Raw genomic sequence first — 16752 nt, 5'->3', positions numbered from 1 at the left:
AAATATGGAAGTCATTACTTCTATCAAAGAAGTAAAACAAATTGTAAAAAATTGGAAATCACATAACCTTAGCATAGGCTATGTTCCAACCATGGGCTTTTTACACGATGGGCATTTAAGTTTAGTCAAAAATGCCAAAACACAAGATAAAGTCATAGTAAGTATCTTTGTAAATCCTATGCAATTTGGCCCTAATGAAGATTTTTCTAGTTATCCAAGAGATTTAGAACGCGACATTAAAATGTGTCAAGATAATGGCGTTGATATGGTTTTTATCCCCGATGCAGCTCAAATGTATCTTAAGAATTTTAGCACCTATGTGGATATGAACACGATCACGGATAAGCTTTGTGGAGCTAAAAGACTGGGGCATTTTAGAGGCGTTTGCACAGTTTTGGCTAAATTTTTTAATATCCTAAACCCTGATATAGTCTATATGGGGCAAAAAGACGCGCAGCAATGCGTAGTCGTTAGACATATGGTTGATGATTTAAATTTTGATTTAAAAATTCAAATTTGTCCTATCATTAGAGAAGAAGATGGCTTAGCTAAAAGCTCTAGAAATGTATATCTTAGCGAAGAAGAAAGAAAAGCGTCACTAGCTATATCTCAAAGCATTTTTTTAGCTGAAAAATTAGTCCAAGAAGGAGAAAAAGATACTTCCAAAATTATCCAAGCTATGAAAGATATTTTAGAAAAAGAAAAATTAATCAAAATCGATTATATAGAATTAGTTGATTTTAACACTATGGAAAATATTAAAAATATCGCCGATAATGTTTTAGGAGCAGTGGCTGCTTTTGTTGGAAAAACAAGACTCATTGATAATTTTTTAGTACAAGGATTAAAATGAACATTACTTTACTCAAATCAAAAATACACCGTGCAAACGTAACAGAAGCTAGGCTTGATTATGTAGGAAGCATAAGCATAGATGAAAAATTATTGCAAGCGAGTGGAATTTTAGAATACGAAAAAGTTCAAGTAGTCAATGTCAATAATGGCGCTAGATTTGAAACCTACACCATCGCTACACAAGAAGAAGGGGTTGTATGCTTAAATGGCGCTGCAGCTCGTCTTGCTGAAGTAGGAGATAAAGTGATCATTATGTCTTATGCTGATTTTAACGAAGAAGAAGCAAAAACATTTAAACCAAAAGTTGTCTTTGTAGATGAAAATAACACTGCTACAAAAATAACAAATTATGAAAAACACGGAGCTATTTTCTAATATCTAACTATTTTTGTAATTTTTTCTATCTTAGATAAATTCATTTATCTAAGATAAATATTTAAATTTCAATCTTATCTAGCAAGAACTTTTCTTAATGCTAAACTTGCTAAAGCTAAACCAAAAGATGCAGTCACACCCATGAAAGATCCAAGATCTTTACAATGCGCTTCCTCATCTGAAAAAACCACATCAAAATTTCCTTTAAAACCTGATTTTCTAAGCTCGTAACGAAATTTTTTCGCTAAAGCATCGCCGTGAGTTTTAAAAATACTTGTAGTTTTAATGCGTGTTGGATCAAGCTTTCTAGCTCCACCTGTTGAGGAGATAAAAATTTGTTTTTTAAAATCTATAAGATGAGCCAAAGCTACTTTTGCAGGAATATCATCAATGGCATCTATGATAAGATCAAACTCACTTAAATCAAAATTTTTTAAAAAATTTTCATCGATTTTACTGACTATACCTTTAACCTTATAAATTCTTTCAAATACTTTAGCCTTTTCTTCGCCTATATTTTCGCTATGAATTTGGCGATTTTGATTGGTGATTTCAAATTTGTCCGCATCGATTAAAGTAAGGTTTTTAAAACCACTACGATAAAGCGCATCAACGCAAATTCCACCCACTCCACCAAGTCCGCAAACCAAAACTTTTGTTTGTGAAATTTTTTGAAATTTTTCTTCTCCAACTAGCCATTTTATACGTGTAAATCTATCATTCATCATTTGCCTTTAACCATTTTTTAACTTTTTTCATTTTGTCATAAGCACTTAAATCAAGCATTATAGGTGTTATTGTAGCGTAGCCTTTTTTAAGTAAGGCAATATCGCTATTTTTCTCATCTTCAAAGTCTAAATTCGCCGCTGCAAGCCAATAGTACTCTACTCCTCTCGGATTGACATTTGAATGGGCTTCAAAATTATAAACCCTTTTGCCTGCTTTACAAATTTTAATGCCTTTGATTTTTGATTTTGCAGGAAAATTGATATTTAAAAATTCTTTTTTTCCTAAAGGAAAGCCTTTATCAAAGATATTTTGAACGATTTTTTTAGTAACTTTTAAAGCATTTTTAAAATCAAGCTCTTTTTCACTTTTCTTATAAAATTGAGAAAGAGCGATAGCAGGAATTCCTTGTAAAACCGCCTCCATAGCTCCTGCGCAAGTTCCTGAGTAGGTAATATCCTCGCCTACATTAGCACCTTTATTAATCCCACTTATTACAAGATCAGGCAAACGCTTTTTGTATAAAGCATGCAAAGCAAGATAAACACAATCTGCTGGAGTGCCATCATCAAGTTTGTAAAATCTTTTTCCCACTTTAACAAAACGCAAAGGTTTGGTTAGGGTTATAGAGTGCGAACAAGCTGATTTTTCACTAGCAGGAGCTACTATGGTGATCTTGGCTTTAAATTCTTTTGTTAACATCTTAATGAGTTTTTTAAGTCCTTCGCTTTCATAACCATCGTCATTAGTGATAAGAATTTCTTTCATTGTCTTCCTTGCAAAAGATAAAAATCTGGATTTTAACATATTTTTTTAAAGCTTCATAGTATAAAATTTTAATTTTTAAATTATATAAATTTCGTATTATTTTTAATTATTTTTTTATTTTATATCGATTAACATTATTTAAACTATAAAAATATAAAGTTAGTAAGGATGGTTTAAATATGTTTGATTTTTTCAAACCTAAGGCAAAAGCTATTAAATTTCCTCTTTAGGAAATTTTACCTAGATATTACAAAATGAGAACTTGGAGTTTAAGTGGGGTTTTTATAGGATATATGGGATATTATCTTGTGCGAAATAATATCACTCTTTCAACTCCATTTATACAAAATCAACTTAATCTCAGTAAATCAGACATCGGAACAATCACAGGCTCAATGCTTATAGCTTACGGGATTAGCAAGGGTGCAATGAGCGTTATAAGCGACAAAGCTGGTCCTAAAAATACATGGCTTTAGGTCTTATTTTATGTGCTCTTGCAAATGTTTTACTTGGTTTTTCAAATTCTTTTTACGCTTATGTAGGTTTTGTTATCGCGCTTGGGGTTTTTCAAGGTATGGGGGTAGGTCCTTCTTTTATCACTCTTGCAAACTGGTATCCTAAAAAAGAGCGGGGAATTTACACGGCCGTTTGGAATATCTCACATAATATAGGAGGCGGGATAGTTGCTCCTATAGTTTCGCTTTCAGGTTTTGCTTTAGCAGCATTATTGGGTGTGAGTATGGCAAATTTTAACGAAACATATTGACACATGAATCATTTTTATACTCCTGCTACTTGTGCAGTTATCATTAGTCTTTATGCGCTTTATGCAGTTAAAGGAAATCCTAAAAATGAAGGTTTGGTTGATATTACTGAAATCAATGAAATGCGAGGGATTAAAACAGAAGAAATCAAAGCTATAGAAACTCCAAATTTAAGCAGTTTTGAAATTTTTTATCATTATGTACTTAAAAACAAAAATGCTTGGTATGTAGCTTGGATGGATACTTTTGTTTATATGGTGCGTTTTGGGCTTATTTCTTGGCTTCCTATTTACTTGCTAGAAACAAAAGGCTTTAATAAAGAACAAATGGGTATTGCCTTTTGGCTTTTTGAATGGGCTGCTATACCTTCTACTTTACTTGCAGGATATATTTCAGATAAAATTTTTAAAGGCTATAGAATGCCTCCTGATATAGGCGCCATGGTGATTATTTTCTTTATGATTATTGGATATTTTACTTCAAATAATCTTTATATGGTTATTTTCTTTGCAGCTATGGCGGGGTGTTTAGTCTATATACCACAATTTTTAGCAAGTGTGCAAACTATGGAAGTCGTTCCTGCTTTTGCAGTAGGATCTTGTGTAGGACTTCGTGGCTTTATGAGTTATGTAGTTGGCGCTTCACTTGGAACAAAAGCATAGGTTGGGCTGTGGATTACTATGGTAGTTGGAATGCTGGTCTTATCATGCTCCTTAGTGCTTGTATTCTTTGTATACTTTGTTCTACTTTATGTCATTTTAGCGCTAAAAAGAAGCATCAATAACAATTTTAACTTTTGCTTGCAAAAATACCAAGCAAAAGTTAGATTTTAATAATATTTTTGTTACATTATAACTATTTATTAACATATAATTTCTAAAATCTTACCTTCAATCAATAAAAATTTATCATAAAAGGAAATACTATGAAAAAAATTATTACTTTATTTGGTGCATGTGCCTTAGCTTTTAGTATGGCAAATGCAGATGTAAACCTTTACGGACCAGGTGGCCCACACACGGCCTTAAAAGATATAGCAAACAAATATAGCGAAAAAACAGGCGTTAAAGTAAATGTAAATTTTGGCCCTCAAGCGACTTGGTTTGAAAAGGCTAAAAAAGATGCAGATATTTTATTTGGCGCTTCAGATCAATCGGCTTTAGCTATAGCGAGTGATTTTGGAAAAGATTTTAATGTGAGTAAAATCAAGCCTTTATATTTTAGAGAAGCCATCATACTTACTCAAAAAGGCAATCCTTTAAAAATCAAAGGTTTAAAAGATTTGGCTAATAAAAAAGTAAGAATCGTTGTGCCTGAAGGTGCTGGAAAGAGCAATACTTCTGGAACTGGAGTTTGGGAAGATATGATAGGTAGAACTCAAGATATAAAAACCATACAAAATTTTAGAAACAATATCGTGGCCTTTGTTCCAAATAGTGGAAGTGCAAGAAAGCTTTTCGCACAAGATCAAGCCGATGCTTGGATCACTTGGATTGACTGGTCAAAAAGCAATCCTGATATAGGAACTGCCGTAGCTATAGAAAAAGATTTGGTTGTTTATAGAACTTTTAATGTGGTAGCTAAAGAAGGTGCGAGCAAAGAAACACAAGATTTTATTACTTATTTAAGTTCTAAGGAAGCTAAAGAAATTTTTAAAAAATACGGCTGGAGAGAATAAATCTTCATACACGCTTTTTAGCGTGTATTCTTCCATAACTTCTTTTAATTAAGCCAAAATAAGATAAAATGTTTAAAATATTGATAAGGAAATTTTTTGAAAACCTTTTTAGTTTGTGCTTTAGAACCTTCAGCAAATTTGCATTTAAAAGAAGTTTTAAAAGCTTATAAAAAAGATTTTGGTGAATTTGAACTTCATGGGATTTATGATGAGAGTTTATGTAAGGAATTTGATTTAAATTCTAAACCACTTTATAGCTCACATGAATTTAGTGCTATGGGTTTTATAGAAGTTTTACCTTTGATTTTCAAAGCAAAAAAAGCGATCAAAGAATTAGTGAATCTAACTTTAAGCCAAACAATGGACGCAGTTTTATGTATCGATTCTCCCGCTTTTAATATCCCTTTTGCCAAGGCTTTAAAAAAAGCAGGCAGTAAAATTCCACGCATTTATTATATCTTGCCTCAAGTTTGGGCGTGGAAAAAAGGTCGCATACCTATCATAGAAAGTCATTTTGATATTTTAGCTTCTATTTTGCCCTTTGATAATCAATTTTTTAACAAAAGCACCTATATAGGCCATCCGCTTTTAGATGAGATAAAAGAATTTAAAAATCAAGAAGATATTAATCATACATTTTCAAAAAAAGATGATGAAAAAACTATAGCCTTTTTACCAGGTTCAAGGCGTAGTGAAATTAGGCGTTTAATGCCTATTTTTAAAGAACTTTCTCAAAAATTTAAGGGTGAAAAAATTCTTTGCGTTCCCTCATTTAATCTTGAAAAATTAGAAGTTTATGGTGATATTAGCGAATTTAAGATAGAAAGTAACACTCCAAAAGTGCTTAAAAAAGCTGATTTTGCCTTTATTTGTAGTGGAACAGCTACTTTAGAAGCAGCTTTAGTGGGAACTCCTTTTGTTCTTGCTTATAAGGCAAAGGCTATCGATATTTTTATCGCAAAACTTTTTGTAAAATTAAAACATATAGGACTTGCAAATATTTTTTGTGATTTCGCTGGAAAAGAAGCTTTAAATCCTGAATTTTTACAAGATAAAGTCAATGTTTTAAATTTATATGAAGCTTACAATAAATATGATTATAAGGCATTTTTTGCTAAAGTTGATTTTTTAAAAGAATATTTACAATTTGGAAGTGCTAAAAATTTAGCAAAAATCCTAAACGAAATATAAAAGGATAAATCATGCAAAAAGAACCAATGAGTCAATTTGGCTATGATAAGTTAGCCGCAGAATTAAAAGATTTAAAAGACAATCAACGCCCTGCCGTTGTAATAGAAATCGATACAGCAAGAAGTCATGGGGATTTGAAAGAAAATGCTGAATACCATGCTGCAAGAGAAAAGCAAGCTTTGATAGAAAGTCGTATTGCAGAGCTTAGTGACTTGCTAGCAAGAGCTCAAGTGATCGATCCTTCAAGCTATGAGCACGATAGTGTGAAATTTGGTTCAAGTGTTGTGATCATGGATTTGGATACAGAAAAAGAAAGCAAATATACTCTAGTAGGAATTTGCGAAGGAAATTTAGATAAGGGTTATATTTCCATCGCATCTCCAATAGCAAAAGCTATGCTTGGAAAAAAAGAAGGAGATGATTTTAAAGTGCGTTTGCCAAAAGGTGAAAGTGAATTTGAAATCCTTTCTATAAATTATGAGCCTTTGAAATTTTAAGGATAAAAAATTTTACTACAAAATGGAGCGATTTTAATCGCAGATGCTCATGAAAATGAACAAAGAAAGGGATTTTGGGAATTTTTACAAGCCTTAAAAAAAGGTAAAATTTCCACCCCTCAACTCATACTTATGGGTGATATTTTCGATTTGCTTATAGGCGAAATCTCTGCTACACATGAATTTGCTAAACCTTACATAGAACTTTTAGAAGAATTGGCCTTAAAAATTGAAATTATCTACTTAGAAGGCAATCATGATTTTAATCTTTCTTGTTTTTTTAAAAGGGTAAAAATTTTTAACTTACAAGAGCAGCCCATAAAGCTTAATTTGCATACAAGTAAAGGTAATAATCTTGTTTTAAATAATGCTTTTATAAAATTAGCTCACGGAGATATTTTTTTACCACCTCTTTTACAATTTACTCTGAAAACATTAAGAAATCATTATTTGCTTGTATTTTTGAATTTTTTAAATATTATTACTCGTAATTTTATTTCAAATAAAATTCTTCAAAATCAAAACAAAAAAAACCTTTTTTATCAAATAAAAGATTTTGAAAATTTAGCGAAAAAAAGATATGAAAAATATGAAAATTTAGGATTTTGGGTATGTGAAGGACACTATCATCAAAATCATCAAATCAACAAAGAAAACATTAAATATCTTAACTTAGCTAGTTTTGCATATAAGAGAAGTTTTTTTGTAGTAGAATATCAGCAAGAAATCAAATTTCGAGAACAGAAATTGAGGGGTCAAAATGTTTGATGAAAATATCGTGAAAACGGGTTCAAATGAAATGGAGCTTGTCGATTTCCGTATCTTTAAGCAAGGGCACGATAAAGTCTATGAAGGAATTTATGGTGTAAATGTTTCTAAGGTAAGGGAGATTATAAAAATCCCAAGCCTTACAGAACTTCCAGGTGTACCTGATTACATCGAAGGTATCTTTGATCTTCGTGGAGTGGTTATACCTGTAGTCAATCTTGCCAAATGGATGCAAATCACTGAGCCAGAAAGCACTATGCTAAAACCTAGAGTTATTATTACTGAATTTAGCAATATTCTTATTGGTTTTATAGTTCACGAAGCAAAAAGAATTCGTAGAATAAACTGGAAAGATATAGAACCAGCAACTTTTTCTACAGGATCAGGTGCTTTAGATAAAGGTAAAATTACAGGTGTAACACGCATTGAAAATGATGAAGTGTTGCTAATTTTAGATCTTGAAAGTGTTGTTGAAGATTTAGGAATTTACGCTCCAAAAACAGATATAGATTTTGGAAAAATAGAAAAATTTACTGGAACAGCACTTATACTTGATGACAGCATGACTGCTAGAAAACGCGTCAAAGAAATGATGCAACAGATGGGCTTTCAAGTTGTTGAAGCTAAGGACGGCGTAGAGGGCATAAACAAATTAGAAGAATTAAGCCAAATTTATGGTGAAAGTTTAAACGATACTTTAAAAATTATAGTAAGCGATGTCGAAATGCCACAAATGGATGGTTTCCACTTTGCTGCACGCATTAAAGAAGATCCAAGATTTAAAGATATTCCTATAGTCTTTAACTCATCTTTATCAAATGAATTTATGAATGAGAAAGGTGTTCAAGAAGCTGGTGGAGAAGGCTATCTTGTCAAATTTAACGCTAGCGATTTCTTCAATGAAATTGCAAAGGTTATTAAAAAACATCAATCTCAAGAACAGGGGTAAAATATGGAAGATATGCAAGAAATACTTGAAGACTTTTTGGTTGAAGCTTTTGAGCTTGTTGAGCAAATCGACCATGATTTAGTAGAGCTTGAATCAAATCCAGAAGATTTAGAATTATTAAATAGAATTTTCCGTGTTGCACATACGGTTAAAGGATCATCAAGCTTCTTAAATTTTGATGTTTTAACAAAGTTAACTCACCACATGGAGGATGTTTTAAACAAAGCAAGACATGGCGAGTTAAAAATAACTCCAGATATCATGGATGTGGTTTTAGAGTCTATTGATAGAATGAAAACTTTACTTAATTCCATTCGTGATAATGGCAACGATACTGCTATTGGTATGGATATAGAACCAATTTGCGCAAGATTAACAGCTATTTCAGAGGGAGAGTCTCCTGTTGTGGCAACAGATTCAAATGAAAAATCTACTCCACAAGCAGAACTAGAAGCACCAAAACAAGAAATAGCTACTCCAGAACCTGAAGTAGATGTTAATCAATTAAGTGATTCTGAAGTTGAAGCTGAAATAGAAAGACTTTTAAAAGTTAGAAAAGCTGAAGATCAAGCTCGTCGCGCACAAAAGAAACAAACAACAAATGCGGCACCTAAACCGACTAACAATACAGCAAATAAACCTACGGAAAGTGGAGAGAAAAAAGTTCCTGCTTCAGGTAGTAATGCTAGCAGTATGGATCAAACCATACGCGTGGAGGTAAAAAGATTAGATCACTTAATGAATCTAATTGGGGAGCTTGTTTTAGGCAAAAACCGTTTGCTTAAAATTTACGATGATGTTGAAGAGCGTTATGAAGGAGAAAAATTCCTTGAAGAACTTAATCAGGTTGTAAGTCAATTAAGTATTATTACAACTGATGTTCAGCTTGCTGTGATGAAAACAAGAATGCAACCTATAGCAAAAGTTTTCAATAAATTCCCAAGAGTTGTTCGTGATTTAAGTCGTGAATTAGGAAAGCAAATAGAACTTGAAATTACAGGTGAAGAAACTGAACTTGATAAATCTATCGTAGAGGAAATTGGCGATCCTATCATGCATATGATTAGAAATTCATGTGATCATGGTGTTGAGGATCCAGCAACTCGTGCAGCGAATGGAAAACCTGAAAAAGGTATAGTCCAACTTAAAGCTTATAATGAGGGCAATCACATCGTTGTAGAAATTACAGATGACGGTAAAGGACTTGATCCAAATGGCTTAAAAGCAAAAGCTATAGAGAAAAATTTGATTACCGAAAGAGAAGCAGATCAAATGACAGACAAAGAAGCTTTTGCTTTGATTTTCAAGCCTGGTTTTTCAACTGCGGCTAAAGTAACAAATGTTTCAGGTCGTGGCGTAGGAATGGATGTTGTTAAAACCAACATCGAAAAACTTAATGGGGTAATTGAAATTGATAGTGAGTTAGGTAAAGGAAGTTCATTTAAACTTAAAATTCCTCTTACCTTGGCAATCATTCAATCTTTACTTGTAGGAACTCAAGAGGAATTCTATGCAATTCCACTTGCAAGCGTTCTTGAAACAGTTAGAGTGCCAATTGATGATATCTATACTATCGAAGGTAAAAATGTATTACGCTTAAGAGATGAAGTGCTTTCTCTTGTGAGACTTTCAGATGTATTTGGAGTTAAACAAGTCCTTGAAAGCGGTGATCAAACTTATGTCGTTGTTATAGGGGTAGCAGAAAGCAAGCTTGGTATTATAGTAGATACTCTTGTAGGACAAGAAGAAATAGTTATTAAATCCATGGGTGATTATTTACAAAATATCCAAGGTATAGCAGGAGCTACAATCCGTGGTGATGGTAGGGTGACATTAATCATTGATGTAGGCGCTATGATGGATATGGCCAAAGAAATTAAAGTTGATATTAAAGCGCAATTAGAATCAAGTGCGAAAAAACCTAAAGAACAACCAAGTGATTATAAAGTCTTAATTGTAGATGATTCTAAAATGGATAGAACTTTAATGCAAAAAGCTTTAGAACCGCTAGGAGTTAGTTTAATCGAAGCAACAAATGGTGTTGAAGCATTGAATATTATAAAATCTGGCGAACATGATATTGATGCAATGCTTATAGATATCGAAATGCCAAGAATGGATGGATACACCTTAGCTGGTGAAATTAGAAAGTATTCTAAATATCGCAACTTACCATTGATAGCAGTTACTTCAAGAACAAGTAAAACTGACCGTTTAAGAGGTGTTGAAGTGGGTATGACTGAATATATCACTAAACCTTATTCTCCAGAATACTTGGAAAATGTGGTTAGAAAAAATTTGAAACTAGGATAAGAATATGAGTAATGAAAAATTAGAGCAAATTTTGCAAAAACAGCAAACTCAGATGGCTGGTCCTGATGTCGATCAAAGAGAAGATGATATCATCCAACTTGTTGGCTTTGTAGTTGGAGATGAGGAATATGCGATTCCAATTCTTAATATACAAGAAATCATCAAACCTATAGAATATACTAGAGTTCCTAGTGTACCTGATTATGTTCTAGGGGTTTTTAATATGCGTGGTAATGTTATGCCGCTCATTGATCTAGCTCAACGCTTTCATTTAGGAAGTTCTAAAATGACACCTCAAACAAGATATATTGTTTTAAGAGGTGAGACAAATGGAACTGGAGTTGGAGGAAATGCTGGTTTTGTTATAGATAGATTAACTGAAGCAATTAAAATTCACAGAAACAGAATCGATCCACCACCTGAAACTTTAGTTAAAGACAAAGGTATGATTTATGGTATAGGAAAAAGAGATGAAAATATCTTAACTATACTCAAAGTAGAAGCTTTGCTTAAGCGCGAATTTTAATGATTAAACTTTGTGTTTTTGACTTTGATGCTACTTTAATGGATGGTGAAACCATCGATATTTTAACTACAGCGCATGGCAAGGGTAATCAAACAAGCGAAATTACCCGCCATGCTATGACTGGAGAACTTGATTTTTTCGAAAGTCTTCAAAAACGAGTAAGCTTTTTAAAAGGTATGTCTTATAAAAAAGTTTTAGAATTAAGTAGCACACTTCCACTAATGCGTGGAGCACATGAACTTATCCAATATTTAAAATCTAAAAATATACAAATTGTTATTTTTAGCGGTGGTTTTCATGAAGGCATAAATCCTGCTATGCAAAAACTTGGAATTAACCTCGGTTTTGCAAATTATCTGCATCATAAAAATGACATTTTAACAGGGCTAGTTGGTGGGGAAATGATGTTTTCAAATTCAAAAGGCTTAATGCTACAACGATTAAAAAGCTTTTTAAATTTGAAAACAGATGAAGTGATGTGTGTTGGCGATGGGGCAAATGATTTGGCAATGTTTAACGAAAGTGGATTAAAGATTGCATTTTGTGCTAAAGAAATTTTACGTTCTCAAGCTGATATTTGCATAGATATAAAAGACTTAAAAGAAATAATAAAGGTAATACAATGAAAAATTTTTCTCTTTGGTGTGATTTTATAGAAAATAGTTTTTTAGATAATGAATTTTTAATTTTATTATCACATGGAATTAATGGCGCTACTTCAAATCCTGCTATTTTTAAAAATGCTATTTTAAATTCTCCAATTTATAAAGATAAAATTCTTAAATTAAAAGAAAAAAAAACAAAAGATATTTATGAAGAATTAGCAATTTCTGATATTCAAAAAGCAGCTGATAAATTAGCTCCTCTTTTTTATCAAAAAAATGATGGATTTATAAGTATTGAAATAGATCCAAGACTTCATGATAACACAACTCTTAGTTTAGGTGAAGCTAAAAGACTTTATAGTGCTATTGGCAAAGAAAATATAATGATTAAAATTCCAGCTACAAAAGCTTCTTATGAAGTAATGTATGAACTTATGAAAAATGGTATTAGCGTCAATGCTACCTTAATTTTTTCTCTTGAACAAAGTCAAAAATGTTTTGAAGCTTTAAATGCAGGTTTAGTCGAATTTAGAAAAAACAATATAGCCTTAAAAGAACAAAACACTAGAACACCACAAGCTGTTATAAGTATTTTTGTAAGTCGTTTTGATAGACTTTTAAATCCTAAGGCTAAGGAGCAAAATCGTATTGGAATTTTAAATGCAAATTTAGCTTATAACAATATCTACTCAAAAAATGAACCTAATATTCGCGCCTTGTTTGCAAGCACCGGAGTTAAAGGAGATGATCTGCCAAAAGACTATTATATCAAAGAACTTCTTTTTGAGAATTCTGTTAATACTGCTCCTCTTGATGCAATAGAGGCATTTAAAAGAAAAATGCATTTTAAAAAACCTTTAATGAATTTTGAAATTTATACAGAACTTAATCAAATCATTTCTCAAAGTGAACGAGAAAAAGCTTGCAATGACTTATTAAGTGATGGCCTAGAGCAATTTTGTATTGCTTTTGAAGATATTTTAAAAGCTCTTTAATTAACGTATTTTTATCATTTTATTCTTTGAAAGTTTTAATATTTTTGATGGGATATTTTCGAAAAATTTCTCATCAAGTATTATATCGGCAACACTTCTAGCCCATTCTTCATCAAATTCTTTTCCATGCTTGTTTGCCGAAGATGAATAAAAATAGCCATTTTTACTTAAAAAATTCGCATGTTTACACTCTTTCACAATACGAATGGCCTGATTATTGGGATAAATAAAAGTTGTTTTTTTAGAACGACGTACTAAATTTTTAAAAGATTTTGGAATTCTTGCTAAACTTTTTAACTCGCAAAATTTCGCAGAAGTGATTAAGCAAGGCTGATTTTTATCTCTACCTTTTAAAGCATTAATCTCTTCTAAATTTTTACTTAAAAATCCTACCGTAGTATCTGTTTGAGCTAAATAAATCAAGATTTAAGCCACTCTTGCAAACTCTTTACATCTAGGCAAGATTTACTCTGTATAGCTTTAATCGATTTTGCACCTGCTAAAGCTGATCGTAAATTTGTAAAATAAGGTATTTTAAAACGAATAATATTTTCACGAATTTTTTTCGTATCGCCTTTAAAACTGTGACTATCGCTTGTATTGATAACTAAGTGAATTTCCCCATTTTTCAATTTATCTTCAACATTGGGGCGTCCTTCTGAAATTTTATGTACAAGTTCGCACTCAAAACCACTTTCTAAAATTTCCTTGCAAGTTCCCCCTGTTGCCATAAGCTTAAAGCCAAGCTTTACATATTCTGCAGCGATTTTTTTGGTATATTTTTTATCCTTATCTTTTAAGGAGATAAATACCACGCCTTGCTCTGGAAGATGATTAAACGATGCAATTTGACTTTTCGCATAAGAATTTGCAAAATCCTTGCTTATACCCATAACTTCACCCGTTGAACGCATTTCAGGGCCTAATTCTAAATCACTTCCACTAAGTTTTGCAAATGGAAATACTGCTTCTTTCACGCTCATATATTTTGGAGTTTTAGGGCGTAAAATTTTAGTATCAAAATTAACCACTTTAAAAGTATCATAAAATTTTAAAGCTTCTTTTAAATTTCCTTGCCACATCACACGCGTTGCCACTTTTGCTAAAGGAATACCCGTAGCTTTACTAACAAAAGGTACGGTACGACTAGCTCTAGGATTTACCTCTATCATATAAAGCTCATTATTATGTAAAGCAAATTGTATATTTAAAAGCCCTACAACTCCCAAATTTAAAGCAATATCTGCGGTTTTTTGTGCAATAAATTCTTGCATTTTTTCATCGATATTGCAAGGCGGCAAAGAACAAGCACTGTCACCTGAATGAATTCCTGCTTCTTCTATGTGCTCCATAATTCCTGCAACATAAACATCTTTGCCATCACAAATCGCATCAACATCAATTTCTGTAGCATTGTCTAAAAACTGATCGATCAAAACAGGGCTTTTATCGCTTACATCCACAGCTTCTTGCATATAGAGTCTCAGTTCAGCCTCATCATTTACCACGCGCATCGCACGCCCACCTAAAACATAACTTGGTCTTACAAGCACAGGATACCCTATATCACTAGCCTTAAGAACCGCTTCTTCTACGCTTGTTGCAGTAGAATTTTTTGGCTGATTGATACCTAGCTTTGTAATAAATTCGACAAATTTCTTTCTATCTTCTGCCATATCAATTACTCTTGAGCTAGTACCTATAATCTTAGCTCCAAAAGCACTTAAACGCTTAGCAAATTTCAAAGGAGTTTGTCCACCAAAATGCACAATCACTCCATCAGGTTTTTCACGCTCAATCACCGCTCTTAAATGTTCGAAATCAATAGGCTCGAAATACAAAATATCACTTGTATCATAGTCAGTCGAAACGGTTTCAGGATTACAATTATACATAATAGTTTTAATACCCATATCTTTAAGCGCAAAAGAAGCATGTACGCAAGCATAGTCAAATTCTATACCTTGTCCTATGCGGTTTGGCCCCCCACCTATAATCATCACTTTTTTTTCTTTTTTATCCTTAGTATCGTTTTTACTTTGAGTGAGTTCGCTTACATTGATACTTGAATAAAGATAAGGAGTTAAAGCTTCAAATTCACCCGCACAAGTATCCACTTCACTAAATTCTGCGATGATTTTTTGCTTCATTCTTGCATAATAAATATCATTTTGGCTTAATTCTAAATTATCTTTCAAATTTACAAGCAAAGCTATCATTTTGTCTGAAAAGCCCATAGTTTTTGCTTTTCTCAAAAGAGCTTTATTGTTTAAAATATCCATATCAATTTGCTCTTCAAAATCTACAATTTCTTTAATCTGTGTTAAAAACCAAGGATCTATTTTACAAAGCTCATAAAGTTCTTCTACGCTAAAACCTTCCCTAAAAGCTTGAGCAACATAAAGTAAACGCTTTTCATTGGCATTGCGAATTTTAAAAACAAGATCATTTCTATCTTCAAATTTTACTCTATCAAAACCACTTAAAGAACGCTCAAGCGAACAAAGTGCTTTTTGTATACTTTCTTTAAAAGTGCGTCCTATAGCCATCACCTCACCCACACTTTTCATAGCTGTACCTAAAGTTGTGTTTGCTCCTGGAAATTTTTCAAAGGTAAAGCGAGGAATTTTTGTTACAATATAATCAATCACAGGCTCAAAAGATGCAGGAGTTCCTGTAATATCATTTTTAATCTCATCTAAACTAAAGCCTACTGCCAAAAGTGTCGCAACCTTTGCTATAGGATAGCCCGTTGCCTTAGAAGCTAAAGCACTTGATCTTGAAACTCTTGGATTCATTTCTATAACTATCATTCTTCCATTTTTTGGGTTGATAGCAAACTGCACATTACTTCCGCCTGTATCTACGCCAATTTCACGCAAAATAGCAAAAGAAGCATTACGCATAACTTGATATTCTTTATCCGTCAAAGTTAATGCTGGAGCTATTGTAATACTATCTCCTGTATGAACTCCCATAGGATCGATATTTTCTATGCTACAAACTATGATACAATTATCCGCTCTATCGCGTATAACTTCCATTTCATATTCTTTCCAACCTAACAAACTTTCTTCAATCAAAATTTCATGGATAGGTGATAAAGCTAAAGCAGTATTGGCAAGTTCTTTAAATTCGTCCATATTGTAAACCACGCCACTTCCAGCACCCCCTAAAGTATAAGAAGCACGGATCATCAAAGGAAAGCCAATTTCATCTACAGCTTTTAAAGCTTCATCATAATTATACGCATACATCGATTTTGGCAAATCCATGCCAATTTTTTTCATACATTCTTTAAAAACCTGACGATCTTCGCCTTTTTTAATCGCCTCAGGATTTGCGCCTAAAAATTTCACATCTCCTAAAAGTCCGCTTTCATAAACTTCCATAGCAACATTTAACGCTACTTGTCCACCCATAGTTGGCAAAATTGCATCAATTTTTTCTTTTTTAATAATACTTAAAATACTTTCTTTTGTTATGGGTTCTATATAAGTCGCATCTGCAAATTCGGGATCTGTCATGATGGTTGCAGGATTTGAGTTGATTAATACTACACGATATCCTAATTCTTTTAAAGTCTTTGCGGCTTGAGTTCCAGAATAATCAAATTCACAAGCTTGTCCTATCACAATAGGACCACTTCCTATAAGTAAAATGCTTTTAATATCTGTTCGTTTTGGCATAAATTTTCCTAAGAGCATAAATTTGGGCTGATTATAACAAAAATTAGTTTTAT

Annotated in this window: 18 protein-coding genes; 14 read left to right on the top strand and 4 right to left on the bottom strand. The window is 32.5% G+C overall.

Annotated features, from left to right (window positions below):
• Window positions 1-4: 4 nt before the first annotated feature.
• Both panC and panD read left to right on the top strand, forming a co-directional pair.
• Complete coding sequence (gene panC, locus FBF22_RS01395; RefSeq protein WP_002884594.1) at window positions 5-853, top strand: pantoate--beta-alanine ligase; 849 nt, start codon at window positions 5-7, stop codon at window positions 851-853.
• Entirely contained in the window at window positions 850-1230 is a 381-nt protein-coding gene (gene panD, locus FBF22_RS01390) for an aspartate 1-decarboxylase (RefSeq protein WP_002854245.1), read from the top strand. Before panC ends, panD begins: the two co-directional genes overlap by 4 nt.
• Before the next feature lie 74 nt (window positions 1231-1304).
• On the opposite strand, the gene FBF22_RS01385 is transcribed toward panD, so the two are convergent.
• Window positions 1305-1958: a ThiF family adenylyltransferase gene (locus FBF22_RS01385; RefSeq protein ID WP_079263976.1), complete on the bottom strand. Its 654-nt coding sequence runs from the start codon at window positions 1956-1958 to the stop codon at window positions 1305-1307.
• Window positions 1948-2724: a 5'/3'-nucleotidase SurE gene (gene surE / locus FBF22_RS01380; protein ID WP_002884598.1), complete on the bottom strand. Its 777-nt coding sequence runs from the start codon at window positions 2722-2724 to the stop codon at window positions 1948-1950. Before surE ends, FBF22_RS01385 begins: the two co-directional genes overlap by 11 nt.
• A 254-nt stretch (window positions 2725-2978) precedes the next feature.
• Here surE and FBF22_RS08415 point away from each other — a divergent pair, with 254 nt between their 5' ends.
• The 12 genes from FBF22_RS08415 (at window position 2979) to FBF22_RS01330 (ending at window position 13010) form a co-directional block, all read left to right on the top strand.
• Complete coding sequence (locus FBF22_RS08415; RefSeq protein ID WP_020246855.1) at window positions 2979-3200, top strand: glycerol-3-phosphate transporter; 222 nt, start codon at window positions 2979-2981, stop codon at window positions 3198-3200.
• Window positions 3191-3490 carry an MFS transporter gene (locus FBF22_RS08410; RefSeq protein WP_053921011.1) on the top strand — a complete coding sequence of 100 codons (300 nt, stop codon included), beginning with the start codon at window positions 3191-3193 and terminating at the stop codon, window positions 3488-3490. Before FBF22_RS08415 ends, FBF22_RS08410 begins: the two co-directional genes overlap by 10 nt.
• A gap of 3 nt (window positions 3491-3493) precedes the next feature.
• A complete protein-coding gene (locus FBF22_RS08365; protein WP_211159797.1) occupies window positions 3494-4150 on the top strand; it encodes an MFS transporter in 657 nt (218 codons plus the stop codon).
• A 263-nt stretch (window positions 4151-4413) separates the two neighbouring features.
• A complete protein-coding gene (peb3, locus tag FBF22_RS01370) occupies window positions 4414-5166 on the top strand; it encodes an AcfC family glycoprotein adhesin PEB3 (protein WP_002884599.1) in 753 nt (250 codons plus the stop codon).
• 96 nt (window positions 5167-5262) lie between these two features.
• A complete protein-coding gene (gene lpxB / locus FBF22_RS01365) occupies window positions 5263-6357 on the top strand; it encodes a lipid-A-disaccharide synthase (protein WP_002867737.1) in 1095 nt (364 codons plus the stop codon).
• A gap of 11 nt (window positions 6358-6368) precedes the next feature.
• Window positions 6369-6854, top strand: coding sequence for a transcription elongation factor GreA (gene greA / locus FBF22_RS01360; protein ID WP_002858660.1), 486 nt, complete (start codon window positions 6369-6371; stop codon window positions 6852-6854).
• A 9-nt stretch (window positions 6855-6863) separates the two neighbouring features.
• Window positions 6864-7622, top strand: coding sequence for a UDP-2,3-diacylglucosamine diphosphatase (locus FBF22_RS01355; RefSeq protein WP_323469532.1), 759 nt, complete (start codon window positions 6864-6866; stop codon window positions 7620-7622).
• The gene (locus FBF22_RS01350; protein WP_002851778.1) at window positions 7615-8571 is read left to right on the top strand and encodes a chemotaxis protein; all 957 of its coding nucleotides are present in this window, start codon (window positions 7615-7617) and stop codon (window positions 8569-8571) included. The genes FBF22_RS01355 and FBF22_RS01350 overlap by 8 nt, the downstream gene beginning before the upstream one ends.
• A 3-nt stretch (window positions 8572-8574) precedes the next feature.
• Entirely contained in the window at window positions 8575-10884 is a 2310-nt protein-coding gene (locus FBF22_RS01345; protein WP_002859840.1) for a chemotaxis protein CheW, read from the top strand.
• 4 nt (window positions 10885-10888) lie between these two features.
• Window positions 10889-11410, top strand: a complete 522-nt coding sequence (locus FBF22_RS01340; protein ID WP_002826355.1) for a chemotaxis protein CheW — start codon at window positions 10889-10891, stop codon at window positions 11408-11410.
• The gene (gene serB, locus FBF22_RS01335) at window positions 11410-12036 is read left to right on the top strand and encodes a phosphoserine phosphatase SerB (protein WP_165433276.1); all 627 of its coding nucleotides are present in this window, start codon (window positions 11410-11412) and stop codon (window positions 12034-12036) included. Before FBF22_RS01340 ends, serB begins: the two co-directional genes overlap by 1 nt.
• Window positions 12033-13010, top strand: a complete 978-nt coding sequence (locus FBF22_RS01330; RefSeq protein ID WP_002884606.1) for a transaldolase — start codon at window positions 12033-12035, stop codon at window positions 13008-13010. The genes serB and FBF22_RS01330 overlap by 4 nt, the downstream gene beginning before the upstream one ends.
• On the opposite strand, the gene FBF22_RS01325 is transcribed toward FBF22_RS01330, so the two are convergent.
• Together FBF22_RS01325 and carB are read right to left on the bottom strand one after the other, a co-directional pair.
• Entirely contained in the window at window positions 13011-13433 is a 423-nt protein-coding gene (locus FBF22_RS01325; RefSeq protein WP_002851686.1) for a hypothetical protein, read from the bottom strand.
• The gene (gene carB / locus FBF22_RS01320; protein WP_002884610.1) at window positions 13430-16699 is read right to left on the bottom strand and encodes a carbamoyl-phosphate synthase large subunit; all 3270 of its coding nucleotides are present in this window, start codon (window positions 16697-16699) and stop codon (window positions 13430-13432) included. The genes FBF22_RS01325 and carB overlap by 4 nt, the downstream gene beginning before the upstream one ends.
• Between the last annotated feature and the right edge of the window lie 53 nt (window positions 16700-16752).

It is taken from the genome of Campylobacter sp. CFSAN093260 (assembly GCF_012890095.1).
Classification (GTDB): domain Bacteria; phylum Campylobacterota; class Campylobacteria; order Campylobacterales; family Campylobacteraceae; genus Campylobacter_D; species Campylobacter_D jejuni.
Note: the sequence above shows the minus strand (reverse complement) of the source record. Positions and strands in the feature narration are given on the sequence as shown.

Bases quoted from the DNA above. Each gene is read 5' to 3' on its own strand.
- panC (WP_002884594.1), top strand. From the start codon at position 5: ATGGAAGTCATTACTTCTATCAAAGAAGTAAAACAAATTGTAAAAAAT.
- panD (WP_002854245.1), top strand. From the start codon at position 850: ATGAACATTACTTTACTCAAATCAAAAATACACCGTGCAAACGTAACA.
- FBF22_RS01385 (WP_079263976.1), bottom strand. From the start codon at position 1,958: ATGATGAATGATAGATTTACACGTATAAAATGGCTAGTTGGAGAAGAA.
- surE (WP_002884598.1), bottom strand. From the start codon at position 2,724: ATGAAAGAAATTCTTATCACTAATGACGATGGTTATGAAAGCGAAGGA.
- FBF22_RS08415 (WP_020246855.1), top strand. From the start codon at position 2,979: ATGAGAACTTGGAGTTTAAGTGGGGTTTTTATAGGATATATGGGATAT.
- FBF22_RS08410 (WP_053921011.1), top strand. From the start codon at position 3,191: ATGGCTTTAGGTCTTATTTTATGTGCTCTTGCAAATGTTTTACTTGGT.
- FBF22_RS08365 (WP_211159797.1), top strand. From the start codon at position 3,494: ATGAATCATTTTTATACTCCTGCTACTTGTGCAGTTATCATTAGTCTT.
- peb3 (WP_002884599.1), top strand. From the start codon at position 4,414: ATGAAAAAAATTATTACTTTATTTGGTGCATGTGCCTTAGCTTTTAGT.
- greA (WP_002858660.1), top strand. From the start codon at position 6,369: ATGCAAAAAGAACCAATGAGTCAATTTGGCTATGATAAGTTAGCCGCA.
- FBF22_RS01350 (WP_002851778.1), top strand. From the start codon at position 7,615: ATGTTTGATGAAAATATCGTGAAAACGGGTTCAAATGAAATGGAGCTT.
- FBF22_RS01345 (WP_002859840.1), top strand. From the start codon at position 8,575: ATGGAAGATATGCAAGAAATACTTGAAGACTTTTTGGTTGAAGCTTTT.
- FBF22_RS01340 (WP_002826355.1), top strand. From the start codon at position 10,889: ATGAGTAATGAAAAATTAGAGCAAATTTTGCAAAAACAGCAAACTCAG.
- serB (WP_165433276.1), top strand. From the start codon at position 11,410: ATGATTAAACTTTGTGTTTTTGACTTTGATGCTACTTTAATGGATGGT.
- FBF22_RS01330 (WP_002884606.1), top strand. From the start codon at position 12,033: ATGAAAAATTTTTCTCTTTGGTGTGATTTTATAGAAAATAGTTTTTTA.
- carB (WP_002884610.1), bottom strand. From the start codon at position 16,699: ATGCCAAAACGAACAGATATTAAAAGCATTTTACTTATAGGAAGTGGT.